This is a genomic window from Microbacterium sp. P26 (genome assembly GCF_023712585.1).
GTDB lineage: Bacteria > Actinomycetota > Actinomycetes > Actinomycetales > Microbacteriaceae > Microbacterium > Microbacterium algihabitans_A.
The window spans coordinates 15,699-31,292 of record NZ_JAMAXZ010000001.1; the positions used below are offsets into that span (position 1 = coordinate 15,699).

A 15,594-nucleotide genomic window follows, 5' to 3' on the forward strand; every position below is an offset into this window, starting at 1 on the left:
AGGGGTTCCTTTCGGGTCAGCCGCGGCCGCCGGGCATCGCGCCCGCGGTCGGGGTGGTGGTGGTGTCGACGCGGACGCCGAGGGCGACCGTCCACCCGGTGGAGTTGTCGCCGGTGGCGGTGGCGAGCTCGAGCGCTCCCCCGTCGTCGCCGAAGACGTTGTCGCTCTCCAGCGACACCCGGGTGAGGTTGGATGCCGAGGAGGGATAGGCCGCGTCGGCGTAGACCACCTCGCACGCGGCCTGCGGCAGGGCGACCTGCGAGGTGGCGATCGCGTTCGAGGCGTCGGTGATGGCATCCACGTTCGGGTAGACCTCGAAGTGGATGTGCGGCCACCGGCCGTCGTAGCAGCCGGGGAAGATCGAGGTGAACGACACGACACCGTCGCTGCCGACCACCTGGACGCCGCGGAGGTAGCTCTCGTTCTCGATTCCCGAGGAGTACATCGAGTAACGGCCCTGGTCGTCACAGTGCCAGACGTAGACGGCGGCACCCGCGAAGGGCGCGTCGCCGTTCGCGGAGTCGAAGATCGTGAGGTTCAGAGTCATCGGAACGCCCGCGGCCGTGGCTCCGCCGTCGAGGCTCGAGCGCAGGTCGCTGCGGACGATTCCGGACTGCTCGAGGATGTCGGGGCCGTTCGAACCGTCGCCGGGGTAGGGGCCGGCGGTCTCGTCGGGGATCTCGCCCGCGGGCAGGGCGGCGGCCGCGCTCGTCGCGGTGGCGCTCGGGGTCGCGCTCGCCGTGGGCGTCGCGGTCGGGCTCGCCGTCGCGGCCGTCGTGGCGGCGCCGGAGGCCGACGGAGCGCACGCGGCCAGCGTGGCGGTGCCGGCGCCCAGCACGACCAGGCCCAGGATGCCGCGACGCGAGACGAGCGTGCGGATGTCGAAGGGCGCGCCCTGGTCGACGACGGGCTCGTCGGCGCGGTCGAGCAGGCGACCTTCGTAGGCGGGGCCGTCGGGGGTCATCTGGGTGTCGGGGATTCTGCTCACGGTCTGCTCCATCGGTCGAGGCGGGTGTCGATGAACAGAGGATGGCTCGTCAGCCCTGCCCACGCCCTCACCGATCCTGTGGGGCGGCTATGAGGCGGCATCCGGCGCCGTGACGACCGACCCGACCGCAGCACCCGCGTGTCAGGATGAACGAGGGAGGTACGCGATGACCGGAACACTGCACGCCGTGACCCTCGTCGTGAACATGCCGATCACCAAGATCGACGCCCTCGACGCGATCGCCTTCGCCGCCGACGGGGGTGTCGACGGTGCGGGCACGATGAGTCCGCGCGTCTGGCTCGCCCCGCATGCGTGGGCCGAGGTCGAGATCCCCAAGTTCGCCGATCCGCCGCCGTTCGCGATCGACGTGTACTCCGACGTGTCGGGCGCGGTGGCGTGGGCGCAGGCCCGCCGCCTGTTCGACGCCCTCGAGCGCTTCGGCTGGAACGTGAGCCCGCCGCGCGCGGGAGTGCAGTGAGCGAGACCGCCGCGCCGCGGCCGCGTCTGCTGTACGTCGAGGACGACGCCGAGATCGCCGCGATGACGCTCGAGGTGCTCCGCGAGACCTATGACGTCGTGCACGAGGCCGACGGGCTGGCGGGTCGCGACCGGGCGCTGCGCGAGAGCTTCGAGGTCATCCTGCTCGACCGCCGTCTTCCCGGCCGCGACGGCGCCGAGATCGTGCGTGACCTGCGCACAGCCCACATCACGACCCCCGTGCTGCTGCTGACGGCGCTCGGTGCCGTCGCCGACCGCGTCGAAGGACTGGATGCCGGCGCGAACGACTACCTGCTGAAGCCCTTCGACTTCGACGAACTGCTCGCCCGGCTGCGGGCGCTGCGGCGGGGGTTCCGCGCCGAGGGACGTCGCCGGGGCGTGTCGGACTGGACCTACCTCCCCGACACGGCCGTCGTCTACGGCCCCTCCGGCGAGCGCGTCGCCCTCACCTCGACCGAGAACGCCGTGCTCGAGCTGCTCACCCGGAGCCCCGACCACGTCTTCTCGCGCGAGGAGATCGCCCGCGCGGTGTTCTCGTCTCCGGATGCCGTGACCACCGTCGACACGTACGTGCACTACCTGCGCCGCAAGACCGCGACCGACCTGGTCGAGACCGTACGCGGGCGCGGGTATCGCGCGGGGGCGGAGCGGTGAGCGCCGACGACGACCGCCGGGTCGTCCGCCGGGCCGCGCTGCGGGTGGGCACGCTCGTCGCGGGCGCGTCCGCGGTCGCGGTCGCGGCGGGGGTCGGCATCCTCGTCGCCGTTCTGGTGGTGCAGGCGCGCACCGAGGGCGGCGGTCGGCGCGGCCCGGGCGACGCACCGATGGGCGACCGCTTCGTCGTCGACCTCGACGACGTGCTGCCGTGGATCCTCGGCCTGGGTCTCGTGGGGGTCGTGGTGCTCGGGCTGGTCGGCTGGGCCGCGGCCCGCTGGTCGGTGCGCCCGCTGGACGAGGCACTGCGCCGGCAACGCGCCTTCGTCTCCGACGCGAGCCACGAGCTGCGCACTCCGCTGACCGCCCTGACCAGTCGCATCCAGATCGTGCAGCGACGCCTGCACCGCGGCGAACCCGCCGACGACCCCCTCGACCAGCTGCGGCGCGACGCCCAGATCATGGACGACGTGCTGGCCGACATGCTGCTGACCGCCGAGGGCGAGGTGCACACGGGCACCGCGCGGGTCGACGACAGCGTGCGCGCGGCGACCGACGCCCTCGCCTCTCTCGCGGACGACGCGGGCGTGCACCTGCGTCCAGGTGAACTGACGAACGCGACCGTCGCGGTGCCCGCGGTCACCGTCGTGCGCATGTGCACCGCCCTACTCGACAACGCCATCGGGCACACGCCCGCGGGCTCCGCGGTGACGGTCTCCGCCGACGCCGACGAACGCGAGGTCATCGTGCGCGTGGAGGACGGGGGAAGCGGCATCCGCGACGACGATCTGCCTCGCATCTTCGAACGCTTCGCGCGCGGGGCGGAGTCGGGCCGACGACGGGGGTTCGGTCTGGGGCTGGCGCTCGTGCACGAGGCGGCGACCCGCTACGGCGGCAGCATCGAGGTCGAGCGCACCTCACCCGCGGGCACGGTGTTCGCCCTGCGTCTCCCCCGCGCCCGCTGACCGCCCGGACTCAGCCGACGAGCGCGTCGTGGAACGCCGACACCTCGACCCGGCCGGCGAAGCGGCGCGTACGGCCGTGCTCCCACATGATCCCGGATGCCACGGGGGCCACCGGCATCCAGTCGAGGTCGTCGATCCCGGCGATGGCCGCCACGGTGGCCCAGGCGTCGGCGGTGGTGAGGTCGTCGGCGATGATCGTCGCGCTCACGGGACCCGCGAGGTGCACGCCCGTGCGCGGATCGACGAGGTGCGCGCCGCGCTCGGACGTGCCCGAGGTGGCCACGGCCCCGTCGACGACCTCGACCGTGGCCAGCAGCTCACCCTCGTGCGTCGGGTGCGCGATGCCGATGCGCCACACGTGCTCGCTCGTCGGGGCCGTGCGCAGGCGCATGTCGCCGCCCACGTTGACGCCGACCGCCTCGATCGCGCCGTCGGCGAGCAGCTCGTCGAAGGCCCGGGTCGCGGCATCCGTCGACCATCCCTTCACGTAGCCGGTCGGATCGAACCAGCCGCGCCAGTGCGCATCGAAGCGCCCGCCGCTGCGCTCCCGCAGATCGCGGCAGTCCGCTGCCACCTCGGCCACGCGCGGATCGACGTCGCCGAGCTCGAGCCCCTCGTCGCGCAGCCGCGAGATGTCGGAGTCGTCGCGGTAGGTCGAGAACACGCGCTCGTCGTCGCGCAGGCGCGCCATGCACGCGGCGATCGCCCGCTCGACCCGGTCGGTGCGCTCGCCGATGACGGTGATCGAGGCGACCGTTCCCATCACGGGCTCGACGACGGTGAACGCGCCGGTCATGCACGCGCCTGATCGAGGGCGGACTGCAGCGAGGTGCGGTACCCGGTGCTGGTGTACGTGGCACCCGAGACCATGTCCACCTGGGCGCTCTGCGCCTGAACGGTCTCTTTCACCAGCACGGGCAGGGCGCGCGAGTTGATCTGCTGGTCGCGTCCGCTCTCGGAAGGGTACTGCGGCACCTGCACGTCGGTGATCGCGCCGCCCGACACGGTGATCTGCACCTGCACGGGACCGAAGCGCGTGTTCGCCGCCTGGCCGGTGTAGGTGCCGTCGGCGAGACCGCTCGGCGAGGTCTGCGTGCGGGAAGATCCGCTCGGGGTCGAGCCGCTCGCCGTCGAACCGGAGGACGCGGATGCCGAGGGGCTCGGCGTGGTCTTCGGAACGGTCGCGACACCCGACGAAGGGGCGTCGGCGAGCGCGCTCGTCGACTCGGGGACCGTCGAGGTGCGGTAGCTGAACAGCAGCACGAGGCCGGTGATGGTCGCCATGAGGGCGTAGACGATCTTCTTCATCGGATTCTCCTCAGACGGTGAAGGCTTCGAGGTGCACGCGGTCCGCGGGAACACCGGCGCGGCGGAGGTCGGCGCGCACGGCATCCATCCACGGCTGGGGGCCGCAGAGGAACACGTCGGTGTCGGAGGGTCGCGGCGAGACGTAGCGGATGAGGTCGGCCCCCGCCCACTGCGCGTGCGAGGTCGGCAGCCACGACGAGGTGGTCAGGGCTCGGCGGCCGGGCAGCGGCGCGTGACGCAGACCCCGCTCCCGCACGAGGCGGTCGATCGCGTCGGCGCGCAGGGCGTCGGCGGCGGTGTGGTCGCGCACGATGAGCGTCGCCTCGCCCGGGGCCCAGTCGGCCTCTTCGAGCATCGCGACCAGGGGCGCGACTCCCGCACCCGCGCCGATCATGAGCAGGTGTCCGCCGCGGCGCTCGTCGGCGGTCATCGTGCCGTAGGGACCCTCGATGAGCACGCGCGTGCCGGGGCGGAGCGCGGCGAGGCGCTGCGTGCCGTCGCCGACGACGCGGGCGGAGATGACGAGATCACCGTCGGCCGGGTCGCTGGCGAGAGAGAAAGGGTGTCCGCGGGTCCAGCCCGCCCCATCGAGGAAGCGCCAGATGAAGAACTGTCCGCCGCGGGCCTTCAGCGCGTCGATCCGGCGCCCGGTCATGCGCACCGAGACGCCGCTCTGTCCGTCGCGTTCGACGGCGCTGACCCGGATGCCGTGGCGCAGCGACGTCGCCAGCGGAAGCCCGAGGCGGAAGACGACGACCGTCGCCACGGTCACCCCCCACATCGCCCACCAGTAGAGGGTGGCGGCGGGCGAGACGGTGAAGTCGGCGCCCGTCCACAGCATGTGCGGAATGGCGAGGCCGACGCCGAGGTAGCCGTACAGGTGCAGCAGATGCCACGACTCGTACCGCAGACGCTTGCGGGCCTTGCGCACCGACGTCACGACGACCAGCAGCAGCAGGCCGGTTCCCGCGGTCGCCAGCAGCATGCCCGGGTCGTCCCACACGAACTGCCACGCCTGCTCGAGCGGGTTGATGCCCGCCTGCACCGCGTAGCCGAGGATCTGCAGCCCGATGTGGGCCGTGAACAGCGCGAACGACCAGAAGCCGACGATGCGGTGCATGCGGGTGATGCCGTCGCGGCCGAAACCCCTCTCGAACAGCGGCACGCGCGCCATCAGCAGCACCTGGTAGAAGAGCAGGTTCGCGGATGCCAGGCCCGCGGCGCGACCGAGGGAGTTGAGCGAGTCGGCTCCCCCGGCCAGCAGCGACTGCACTTCGCCACCCGCGACCCAGACGGCCACGACGACGAGGCTCGTCGCCCAGATGACCACGATCGCGGCGAGGTTCCACAGCGGCCGGGTGTTCGGCCTGCTCCGCGCGACGCGGCGAGCGCGGAGCACGGTGGCGGCGGGCGAGGCTGCGAGGGCGGGTGCTGCGGTCATGCGCTCAGCGTGCCCGCGCGCTCCCCAGACGGCTCCAAGAATGGGGCGTCGGGGGGTGATGCATAGGGAACACGTAGTTTCGTGTCTCGCCCGGCGCGGCCCCCTCCGCCCGGCACGCGCCGGTGCGCGGGAGGATCAGCTCGCCGCGGGCGTCTCTCCGTGAGGGGGCAGGCTCGCGTAGTACTCGTCGGCGACAGGCTCGAGCCACTCGTTCCGCACGCCCTCGCCGGGGGTGAGGAAGGCCAGGTGCGAGAACCACGAATCGGCCTTCGCGCCGTGCCAGTGCTTCGTGCCCGCCGGAACGCGGATCGCGGTGCCGGGGACCATGCTCACGGGGTCTTCACCTTCCGCCTGGAACCAGCCGGACCCGGCGGTGCACAGCAGGATCTGATCACCGCCCCCGGCCTCGCCGTGGTGGATGTGCCAGTTGTTGCGGCACGACGGCTCGAACGAGATGTTGGCGACCGGAACGGCGCCGTCGACGATCGGGGCGTTGAAGCTGCGCCCCGTGAAGTACTGCGCATAGGCGTCGTTGCTCGGACCGAGCGGGAAGATCTGCTCGAAGGGGGTGTCTGACATGGTGTCTCCTCGTGAATGCGTGACCGTGGTCGGGGCTGCCCCCATCAGACATCTTCTCGACGGGCGCCGGGAGGGGTCTGCCGAGACGGGTTACCGCAGGGCCTCTCACCGCGGGGCTCGTCGGTCGTACCGTGGGGATATGACCAGTCGAGAAGAAGTCCGGGACTTCCTGATCTCTCGGCGCGCTCGGATCACCCCGCAACAGGCGGGCATCGAGTCCGTTGGGCGTCGCCGCGTGGAAGGCCTGCGCCGGGACGAGGTCGCTCGCCTCGCCGGGGTGAGCGTGGACTACTACACCCGTCTGGAGCGCGGCAATCTCGCCGGCGCCTCCGACAGCGTGCTCGACGCCGTCGCACGGGCGTTGAGCCTCGACCGGGCGGAGTACGACCACCTTTACGACCTGGCCAGAGCCTCGGTCGGCTCGCCTCGACACAAGCCCAAGGTCACGACGACGACCGTGCAGCCGACCATCCATCACGTGCTCGACAGCATCACCGGTGCGCCCGCGTTCGTGACGAACACCCGGATGGACATCGTCGCCGCGAACACACTCGGGTACGCGATGTACGCCGACCTGTATCGGGGAACGTCTCGGCCGGGCAACCACTCGCGGTTCATCTTCCTCGACCCCCGCGCCCACGAGTTCTATCCCGACTGGGAGCGGGCCGCCACCACCAACGTGCAGATCCTCCGACGCGACGCCGGCCGCAACCCGCACGACACGGGGATCGCCGAACTCGTCGGCGAGCTCTCCATCCGCAGCGACGAATTCCGCGCCCGGTGGGCTGCGCATGACGTACGCCGCCACTACTCCGGAGCGAAGTCGTTCCGACACCACGCGGTCGGCCTGCTCGAGATGAACTATCTCGTGATGGAGCTCGAGGACGACCCCGGTCACTCCCTCACCGTCTACACCGCCGTGCCGGGCAGCCCGTCCGAGGACGCCCTGCGTCTGCTCGCGTCGTGGGCCGCCACGGAAGACATCGTCGCCAAGGCGCGCCTGGCCACAGCGACCCGCTGAGCCCACGACGTCCGCGGTCTTCGCGGATCGCCCGCGATGCCCCGCCCCGTCGCGTGCGCCTTCGGCGCGCCTCGACGGTCGATCCGCACCCGCCCCCTCCCCCGCCGAAGAAAGAGGAACCATGCGCGCAACACTCATGTACGCCGCCGGAGACGTCCGCGTCGTCGACGTGCCCGAACCCACCCTCATCGACCCCACCGACGCCATCATCCGCGTCACCTACGCCTGCGTCTGCGGATCCGACATGCATCCGTACCACGACCTCGACGACACCCCCGAAGGTCGCCGCATGGGTCACGAAGCGATCGGTGTAATCGAGCAGATCGGCGCCGACGTCACGACGCTCGCCGTCGGCGACACCGTGATCGTGCCGTTCGCGTGGTCTGACGGCACGTGCGCGTTCTGCCGGGACGGCATCACCACCTCGTGCGTGCACGGCGGATTCTTCGACGGCGCCGCCTCCGCGACCCAGGCGGAGAAACTGCGCGTCCCGTTCGCGGACGGGACGGCCGTCGCCATTCCCGCCGGCACCGATGAGGCGCTGATGCCCTCGCTCCTGACCCTCTCGGACGTGTACCTCACCGGCTACCACGCGGCAGTCCGCGGAGGAGTCGAGGCGGGCAGGACCGTCGTCGTGATCGGAGACGGCGCCGTGGGCCTGTCCGCGGTTCTGGCAGCTCGACAGCTCGGGGCGGAGACGATCGTGCTGATGGGCCGCCACGCCGCGCGTACGGATCTCGGTCGCGAGTTCGGCGCGACCCACGTCGTCGCCGAACGCGGAGACGAGGGAGTCCAGAGGGTTCTCGAGCTCACCGGAGGCGAGGGGGCGCACGTCGTGCTCGAAGCCGTCGGCCACATGCCCGCCTACGAGCAGGCCTACGGTGTCGTCCGCCCCGGCGGCGTGATCTCGCGCGTCGGCGTCCCCCAGTACGAAGACGCCGCCGTCGGCTTCTCGTCGCTGTTCGGCAAGAACGCCACCCTGACCGGCGGACCTGCCACCGTGCGGGCGTACCTCGAGGCCGCGATCCCCCAGGTGGTCGACGGGATGATCACGCCCGGGAAGGTGTTCGACCGCGAGCTGCCTCTCGACGAGATCGCGGAGGCGTACCGCCTCATGGACAGCCGCGAAGCGCTGAAGGTGCTCATCCGGCCATGACCCGGAATCTCGCACCAGGGCGGTGGATCCGCCTCGGGGCGATGGGCGCGGGCGGTGTCCTCCTCACCGCCTGCGCGGGGCCGGCGCTCCCCGAGGCGACCCCGCATCCGCCACCCCCTGACGGTGCGGACGCCATCGTGATGGCCGAGCGCCAGCCTGAGGCCGGTGCTCCGTTACGCCTCCCTCGCGACGGGCGGGCTGAAAAGGTTCACGACGTTGCCGTCGGGGTCGCGAACCAGCGCGGATCGGTTGCCCCACGGCATCGTGGTCGGTTCGAGGACGACGTCCTGTCGGGGCGCCTGGAGCGCCGCGAACGCGGCGTCGACGTCGTCGACCTCGAACTCGATGAACACGGAGCGGTTGGCCGCGGGAACGAGAGCCCCGTTCAGCATCGCGACGGTGTCCGTGCTCGCGATCGCGAGGGTCGCGCCGGGGCCGCGGAACTGCACGAAGACGGGGGCGGGCCGTTCGGCCTGCTGGCCGGTCACGCGCTCGTAGAAGGCGACGAGGGCGTCGAGGTCAGCGGTGACGATGCGGATGGAGGCGAACGGCATGAGATTCCTTCGGTGAGGTCGGTGGGAGAAGAGCTCCAGCCTCCCCAGGCACCGCGACACCGTCCTGTCGGTGTTTCGCGAAGTCCCGTGGGATCAGTCCTCGACGACCGACCGCAACCGTCCGTACGGGATCGCGAGATCGGCGGCACGCAGAGCCCGCTGCGGGGGTCGCTCCTCGGTCACCTCGATCGCCAGCATCCGGTCTCCCCGGAACGCCCGCACCCCGTCGCGCAGACGGCACCACGCGATGAAGTACCACTGCCCGTCTTTGCCGATCGATCCCAACGGTTCGACGTCGCGACTCGACTCGGTGCCCTGAGCGTCCTGATAGCGGATACGCACGACGCGATCCGCGCGAAGGGCTGCGGCGAACTCCGCGGGCACGACGGTCTCGTCCTCGCTCTCGAGGACGTGCACGCGGGAGGCGAGCGCACGGGCACGCGCGGCCTCGCCCTCCGGCATGACCGCGAGCATCTTGCGGGCCGCCGTGCGTGCGGACTGTCGGAACGGGCTGCGCCCGAGGGTGCCGAGCCCGATCAGCACCGAGAGCGCCTCATCGAGGGTGAACCCCGCCGGCCCCAGAGTCGCAGACGCATCGATGACGTACCCGCCCGTCCGGCCGGTCTCCGCCCAGATCGGCACGCCCGCCTCCTGCAACGCCGACAGGTCCCTCTCGATGGTCCGCACCGACACCTCGAACCGCTCCGCGAGACGACGAGCACTGCGCGGTCGCGGCGAGACGGCCCGCAATTCCTCCACCAGGCCGTAGAGACGATCGGTCCGGTTCACGTCTCCATCATCCGTCACGTCACGTCGCGCGTGCGGCGACGACGCGCAACCGCCGGTCAGCGCCGCGGTCCGACGGAGCTTGTCACCGTGACGACACCCCACCCCGACCGCGTACGGCGTCGGCGCCCGCCCCGTTCTCTGTGAGAATGGCATGCATGTCCCCGTCCAGAGCCGTCCGCGTCGCGCGCGGCTCGACGGCGGCGGGGATAGCCACCTTCATCGCTTTGGTCTCCCACATCACCGGCGGCGGTCAGATGCCCGGCTGGATCGGCATCGCTCTCCCCGCGGTCCTGTCCGTCGCGGTGTGCACGCTCCTGGCCGGCAGGCGGATGTCACTGTGGCGGCTCTCGGTCGCCGTGCTGGCGAGCCAAGCGCTGTTCCACACGCTGTTCGTGCTGGGGACGTTCTCCCCCTCGCCCGCGTCCTCGGCGACGCTCTCGCATCACGTGCATGGCGCCGCCCAGATGGCGATCGAACCCGGCATGACTTCGATGCACGGCCACGCGGGTGCCGCGATGTGGATGATGCACGGCATCGCGGCAGTGCTCACGACCGTCGCGCTGTATCGCGGAGAGAAGGCCTGCCTGCGGCTGCGTGAGATCGCGGTCGAACTGGTGCGGTGGGCGCGCCGGCGACTCCTGCGTGTGCTGCTGGCGTTCGTCGCCGCGCCGGCGCGCGACGTGCGAGCGATCTTCACCGAGCCGTCGCGCCCGGTGGTTTCGCGGCTGGTGTTCTCGCTGACGCGCCGCGGTCCGCCGACCGTTGCCGTGTTCTGACCTTCGCCGACGCCGCACACGAGGCCGCGCTCGGCGCGTTCCCTGCGTTCATCGAACGCTCTTGTGCTCTGCGTACCCGCCGTTGGGTACCCGCGAAAGGTTTCCATGTCCCCGTTCCGCCGCTTCGCGGTCGGCGCGGCGGCAGCGGTCGTGCTCGTCATGACCTCCGTCGTCCCCGCTTCCGCTCACGATGATCTGCTCTCCAGCACCCCGTCCGCCGATGAACGTCTCGACGTCTCTCCGTCTTCGGTGGCGTTGGAGTTCAGCGCCGAGTTGATGGATGTGGGGGCGTTGATCATGGTGGCGGATGCCGATGGCCGCGACTGGACGGCGGCGGAGGCGACGGTGGAAGCGACCACCGTGAGCGCGCCATTCGCCGAGGAACTGCCGGTCGGCGGCTACGAGGTTCGCTGGCGGGTCGTCTCGTCGGACGGGCACCCCATCTCGGGGGTCATCCCGTTCACCGTGGGCGACGCGGAACCCCTGCAGCGCGCGATCCCGGGCGACGGAGAAACCACGCCGTCGAACGCGAGCAGCACGCCGGAACAAGAGGGTCAGAACACGCAGGAGAACGAGGGCGTCCTCCGGGTCGTCCTCATCGGGGCGGGAGGGGCAGCGGTCGCCATCGCCGCCCTCGCCGTCTTTTCTTTCTTCCGTCGTCGGCGATCAGCCGGCGACTCCGACGAAGAGGCCGTCGAGCCGTCGTCGAAAACTCCGTGAAAGGCACTTCTGTGATCACCCGCACCACCCGCATCCGCTTCGGCATCCTCGTCGCTGCCGCAGCGCTCACCTTGACCGGCTGCTCGGGAGCGGCCACATCGACCACCGGCACCGCGGACACTCCCGCACGCGATGCGATCGAGATGAGCGACGCCTGGGTGAAGTCCGCAGACTCCGGCATGTCGGCCGGCTTCGGCGAACTCACCAACGACAGCGACGCCGACGTGACAGTGGTCTCGGCCACCACCGAGGCATCGCCGATGCTCGAACTGCACGAGACCGTCGAGAACGAGAACGGGGAGATGGTGATGCGCCAGATCGAAGGCGGCTTCGTCATTCCCTCCCACGGGTCGTTGATGCTCGAGCCCGGCGGCAACCACATCATGCTCATGGACCTCGCCGCACCGCTCGCCGCGGGCGACGAGGTGACCTTCACCCTCACGTTCTCGGACGACTCCACCTACGAGTTCACCGCACCGGTGAAGGACTACTCCGGTGCGAACGAGACCTACGAGGGCGGCGAGATGAACATGGGAACCGGCCAGTAATGGCCTCCCGCGATCGGGGCCCCCGTTCTGATCGCAACGGCTCGACCCGGCGACAGTTCCTCCTCGGAGGAACCGTCGCCGGCGTCGGCGCCGTCAGTGCGATCGGAATCGACGCCGCTCTGCGCGGCACCCCGCCCACCGCCACCGCCTCCGTGCCTCTCAACGGTGACGTCACCGTTCCGTTCTACGGCGCCCATCAAGCCGGAATCGACACGGCGGCACAGGCCCACGGTGTGTTTCTGGCGCTCGACCTCCTCCCCGACACGGACCGAGACGGGCTCCGCCGGATGATGCGCATCCTCACCGATGACGCGGCTCGAATGACGCAGGGCCAGTCCGCCCTGGCCGATTCCGAGCCGGAGCTGGCTGTCGCCCCGGCCCGTCTCACCGTGACGTTCGGATTCGGTCCGCGCCTGGTCGCGCGGGCGGGCGGCACGGCACCGCCGTGGTTGGCGCCGTTGCCGGCGTTCACCATCGACCGCCTGCAGCCGGAGTACAGCGAGGGAGACCTCCTCATCCAGATCGCGGCGGACGACCCGCTCACCGTGGCGCACGCGGGCCGCATGGTGCTGAAAGACACCCGCAGCTTCGCCACGCTCCGGTGGACCCAGCACGGGTTCCGACGCGCCCACGGCACGGTGAAACCGGGAACCACGATGCGCAACCTCTTCGGGCAGGTTGATGGCACGAGCAATCCCGAACCCGGCACGCCCGACTTCGACACGGTCGTGTGGAACGCCGACGACGGATGGGTGGCGGGCGGTACCGGCATCGTCGTGCGCCGCATCGCGATGGACCTCGACAAGTGGGACCGTCTGGATCGTCCGGGACGGGATCAATCCGTGGGGCGATACCAGTCGAACGGGGCGCCGCTGACGGGGTCGGACGAGTTCGACGAGCCCGATTTCGACGCCAAAACCCCCATCGGATTCCCCGTCATCCCGGAGTTCTCGCACCTGCGCCGCTCGCGAAGCGACGACACGCGAGAGCGCATCTTCCGCCGCGCGTTCAACTACGACGACACCCCCGCCGCCGGTCAGATCTCGAATGCCGGTCTGATCTTCGTGTCGTTCCAAGCCGACATCGATCGACAGTTCACCCCCATTCAGCGCCGACTCGACGAGCTCGACCTTCTCAACGAATGGACGACGCCCATCGGCTCCGCCGTGTTCGCCGCTCCCCCCGGCTGCTCCGAGGGCGGCTACATCGGCGAAACCCTTCTCTCCTGAAAGCACCCCATGACTGCCACTCTCACCACCCCGACGACACCCGGCGAGCCTCCGAAGGCCCGCCCTCGCGGCGGATGGTTCGGTCCGCTCCTTCTGCGCCTGCACTTCTACGCCGGCATCCTCGTGGGCCCGTTCATCGTGATCGCCGCCCTCAGCGGCGCGCTGTACGCGATCGCGCCCACCATCGAGCAGGGCGTCTACCAACGCGAGCTGCACGCCCCCATCACCGAGACGCGGCTCACTCTCGCGGAGCAGATCACGATCGCGCAAGAGCACGTCGATGGCGAGGCGACACTCTCCGCCGTCCGTCCCGCACCCGCTCCCGGTGACACCACCCGCGTCATGTTCGCCGCAGACGGACTCGGGCCCAGCGAGTCGCGAGCCGTGTTCGTCGACCCCGGCACGGGGGAAATCCGCGGCGACACCACGGTCTACGGCACGAGCGGATCGCTGCCGTTGCGCACGTGGCTGAGCACTCTGCACCGTAATCTCCACCTCGGAGAGCCGGGACGCCTGTACAGCGAGCTCGCCGCCTCGTGGCTCGGCATCGTCGTCGTCGCAGGGGGTGCGCTGTGGGTCATCCGCATCCGCAAGTCCCGCGCCAAGAAGGACTTCATCCGTCCCACTCGGACGCACACCGGCTACCGGCGCACCTTCAGCTGGCACACATCGGTCGGCATCTGGGTCGCGGTCGGTGCGCTGTTCCTCTCGGCCACCGGCATCACCTGGTCCACCTACGCCGGCGCCAACGTCTCGAACCTGCGCGCCGCCCTGGACTGGGGCACTCCGACCGTCACCACCAGCCTGACCGGGGCCTCCTCGGAGGGAGGAGAGCATGCGCACCACGGAGGCTCCTCCGCCGCTCCCACGGGCGCGGCGAACCCCGCCACCTTCGACGCTGTCCTCGCCATCGCGCAGCGCGCGAACGTCAACACCGGGCTCGTGCAGATCATCCCTCCGAAGACGGCCGGCACCGCGTGGGTCGTCCAGGAGATCCAGCGCAGCTACCCCACCGAGGCGGATGCCGTCGCCATCGACGGGTCGACCATGCAGGTCGTCGATCGCGTCGACTTCGCGGACTTCTCGCTCCCCGCGAAGCTGGCCACGTGGGGCATCGCCATCCACATGGGAACGATGTTCGGCGTGGCGAACCAGATTGTGATGTTCCTTGTTGCCGCAGGCATCGCGGCCATGGTCGTACTCGGCTATCTGATGTGGTGGAAGCGTCGGCCCACCCGAAACCACACCCTCGTGGGCGCACCTCCCCGCCGTGGTGCTCTCGGAGGAGCACCCTGGTGGGGAGTCGCCTCCGTCGTCATCGGCGGCGTCCTCATCGGGCTCTGGCTCCCGCTCGTGGGCTACACCCTCGCCGCATTCGTCCTCGTCGACATCGTCGTGGGTGCGATGCGGCGCGCCAGGACTCGGACGTGAATCGTCCGCACTGACGTGGCCGGGGTCGGGGTTTTGACGAGCTCACCGACCCCGGTCACCCCCCTCGTCCGCCCGATCGACGGTCGGGGCGGCGAGGGATCGGGCGTCAGTCGTCGAGACCCACGAGCGCCGCGCTCCGCTCCCACAGCACCTTCGCGACGGCCGGGTCGTCCGCGATGCGGTTGGTCTTCGCGGGCTTGTTGTTCGAGTAGAAACCGCCCGGCTCCCAATCGACGCCGGGCTTGCCGAGGGCGAGCCAGGTCAGACGCGCCCCGCCCACCGCGGTCGAGGTCATGAGGCTCTTGGCGAGCGGGCCGCCGTACAGGAACTTCCACGGCCCATCGCTCGACGAGCCGAAGTTCGAGGCGATGACGCCCGGGTGGAACGCCACGGCCGACACGCCCTGGTCGCCGAAGCGCCGGTTGAGCTCTTTCGTGAACAGCACGTTCGCGAGCTTCGCGTTGCCGTAGGCCGCGGTCGAGGAGTAGCGCCGCTCACCCTGCAGATCGTTCAGGTCGAAGCGCGGGAACAGCTTCGCCGCGGCGCTCGAGGTCTGAATGACCGAGGCGTCCGACTCGATGAGGCGCTCACGCAGCAGGTTGGTGAGCAGGAACGGCGCGAGGTGGTTCACCTGGAACGTCGTCTCGTAGCCGTCCTTCGTCAACGTGCGCTCGCCGAACACGCCGCCGGCGTTGTTGGCGAGCACGTCGATGCGCGGATACTTCTCGAGCAGGGATGCCGCGAGCTCCCGCACCTGCGCCAAGTCGCTAAAGTCGGCGACGAACGAATCCACCCCGAGCGAGCGCGCGACGCGGGCGGTCTTGTCGGGGTTGCGGCCCACGACGACGACCTCTTCGCCCACCTGGGTGAGCTGCTTCGCGGATGCGGCGCCGATGCCGTCGCTTGCTCCGGTGATGACGATGGTGCGGGTCATGCA

At 70.6% G+C, this 15,594-nt stretch carries 18 protein-coding genes; 10 read left to right on the forward strand and 8 right to left on the reverse strand.

Features of this window, described 5'->3' with window-relative positions:
- Window positions 1–16: 16 nt before the first annotated feature.
- Entirely contained in the window at window positions 17–988 is a 972-nt protein-coding gene (locus M3667_RS00070) for an intradiol ring-cleavage dioxygenase (RefSeq protein WP_251503437.1), read from the reverse strand.
- A gap of 166 nt (window positions 989–1,154) precedes the next feature.
- On the opposite strand from M3667_RS00070, the gene M3667_RS00075 reads away from it, so the two are divergent.
- Genes M3667_RS00075 through M3667_RS00085 form a run of 3 tightly spaced genes read left to right on the forward strand, consistent with a single transcriptional unit; the run spans window position 1,155 to window position 3,105 of the window.
- Window positions 1,155–1,466, forward strand: a complete 312-nt coding sequence (locus tag M3667_RS00075; protein WP_056227956.1) for a hypothetical protein — start codon at window positions 1,155–1,157, stop codon at window positions 1,464–1,466.
- Window positions 1,463–2,140: a response regulator transcription factor gene (locus tag M3667_RS00080; protein ID WP_251503439.1), complete on the forward strand. Its 678-nt coding sequence runs from the start codon at window positions 1,463–1,465 to the stop codon at window positions 2,138–2,140. Before M3667_RS00075 ends, M3667_RS00080 begins: the two co-directional genes overlap by 4 nt.
- The gene (locus M3667_RS00085) at window positions 2,137–3,105 is read left to right on the forward strand and encodes a HAMP domain-containing sensor histidine kinase (protein ID WP_251503441.1); all 969 of its coding nucleotides are present in this window, start codon (window positions 2,137–2,139) and stop codon (window positions 3,103–3,105) included. Before M3667_RS00080 ends, M3667_RS00085 begins: the two co-directional genes overlap by 4 nt.
- Before the next feature lie 10 nt (window positions 3,106–3,115).
- Here the strand turns inward: M3667_RS00085 and M3667_RS00090 are convergent, their stop codons facing one another.
- The 4 genes from M3667_RS00090 to M3667_RS00105 form a co-directional block, all read right to left on the reverse strand.
- Entirely contained in the window at window positions 3,116–3,901 is a 786-nt protein-coding gene (locus M3667_RS00090; RefSeq protein WP_251503449.1) for an FAD:protein FMN transferase, read from the reverse strand.
- Complete coding sequence (locus M3667_RS00095) at window positions 3,898–4,413, reverse strand: FMN-binding protein (RefSeq protein ID WP_251503451.1); 516 nt, start codon at window positions 4,411–4,413, stop codon at window positions 3,898–3,900. Before M3667_RS00095 ends, M3667_RS00090 begins: the two co-directional genes overlap by 4 nt.
- A 10-nt stretch (window positions 4,414–4,423) precedes the next feature.
- Window positions 4,424–5,854, reverse strand: coding sequence for a ferric reductase-like transmembrane domain-containing protein (locus M3667_RS00100; RefSeq protein ID WP_251503453.1), 1,431 nt, complete (start codon window positions 5,852–5,854; stop codon window positions 4,424–4,426).
- Window positions 5,855–5,989: 135 nt separating this feature from the next.
- A complete protein-coding gene (locus tag M3667_RS00105) occupies window positions 5,990–6,433 on the reverse strand; it encodes a cupin domain-containing protein (RefSeq protein WP_251503455.1) in 444 nt (147 codons plus the stop codon).
- 139 nt (window positions 6,434–6,572) lie between these two features.
- Between M3667_RS00105 and M3667_RS00110 the strand changes: the two genes are divergently transcribed.
- Both M3667_RS00110 and M3667_RS00115 read left to right on the forward strand, forming a co-directional pair.
- Window positions 6,573–7,454, forward strand: coding sequence for a helix-turn-helix transcriptional regulator (locus tag M3667_RS00110; protein WP_251503456.1), 882 nt, complete (start codon window positions 6,573–6,575; stop codon window positions 7,452–7,454).
- A 121-nt stretch (window positions 7,455–7,575) separates the two neighbouring features.
- A complete protein-coding gene (locus tag M3667_RS00115) occupies window positions 7,576–8,610 on the forward strand; it encodes an alcohol dehydrogenase catalytic domain-containing protein (protein ID WP_251503459.1) in 1,035 nt (344 codons plus the stop codon).
- Window positions 8,611–8,783: 173 nt separating this feature from the next.
- On the opposite strand, the gene M3667_RS00120 is transcribed toward M3667_RS00115, so the two are convergent.
- Window positions 8,784–9,164, reverse strand: coding sequence for a VOC family protein (locus M3667_RS00120; RefSeq protein ID WP_251503461.1), 381 nt, complete (start codon window positions 9,162–9,164; stop codon window positions 8,784–8,786).
- A 93-nt stretch (window positions 9,165–9,257) separates the two neighbouring features.
- On the reverse strand, window positions 9,258–9,953 hold the full coding sequence (locus M3667_RS00125) for a YafY family protein (protein WP_251503463.1): 696 nt from the start codon (window positions 9,951–9,953) through the stop codon (window positions 9,258–9,260).
- A gap of 155 nt (window positions 9,954–10,108) precedes the next feature.
- Here M3667_RS00125 and M3667_RS00130 point away from each other — a divergent pair, with 155 nt between their 5' ends.
- The 5 genes from M3667_RS00130 to M3667_RS00150 all read left to right on the forward strand — a co-directional run bounded on the left by M3667_RS00130 (window position 10,109) and on the right by M3667_RS00150 (window position 14,657).
- Window positions 10,109–10,729, forward strand: a complete 621-nt coding sequence (locus M3667_RS00130; RefSeq protein ID WP_251503465.1) for a hypothetical protein — start codon at window positions 10,109–10,111, stop codon at window positions 10,727–10,729.
- Between the two features lie 105 nt (window positions 10,730–10,834).
- Window positions 10,835–11,449, forward strand: a complete 615-nt coding sequence (locus M3667_RS00135; RefSeq protein ID WP_251503467.1) for a copper resistance CopC family protein — start codon at window positions 10,835–10,837, stop codon at window positions 11,447–11,449.
- An 11-nt stretch (window positions 11,450–11,460) separates the two neighbouring features.
- Window positions 11,461–11,997 carry a copper chaperone PCu(A)C gene (locus M3667_RS00140; protein WP_251503469.1) on the forward strand — a complete coding sequence of 179 codons (537 nt, stop codon included), beginning with the start codon at window positions 11,461–11,463 and terminating at the stop codon, window positions 11,995–11,997.
- Complete coding sequence (locus M3667_RS00145) at window positions 11,997–13,226, forward strand: Dyp-type peroxidase (RefSeq protein WP_251503471.1); 1,230 nt, start codon at window positions 11,997–11,999, stop codon at window positions 13,224–13,226. Before M3667_RS00140 ends, M3667_RS00145 begins: the two co-directional genes overlap by 1 nt.
- A 9-nt stretch (window positions 13,227–13,235) precedes the next feature.
- Complete coding sequence (locus tag M3667_RS00150; RefSeq protein ID WP_251503472.1) at window positions 13,236–14,657, forward strand: PepSY domain-containing protein; 1,422 nt, start codon at window positions 13,236–13,238, stop codon at window positions 14,655–14,657.
- A gap of 106 nt (window positions 14,658–14,763) precedes the next feature.
- On the opposite strand, the gene M3667_RS00155 is transcribed toward M3667_RS00150, so the two are convergent.
- Window positions 14,764–15,591: an SDR family NAD(P)-dependent oxidoreductase gene (locus M3667_RS00155; RefSeq protein WP_251503473.1), complete on the reverse strand. Its 828-nt coding sequence runs from the start codon at window positions 15,589–15,591 to the stop codon at window positions 14,764–14,766.
- Between the last annotated feature and the right edge of the window lie 3 nt (window positions 15,592–15,594).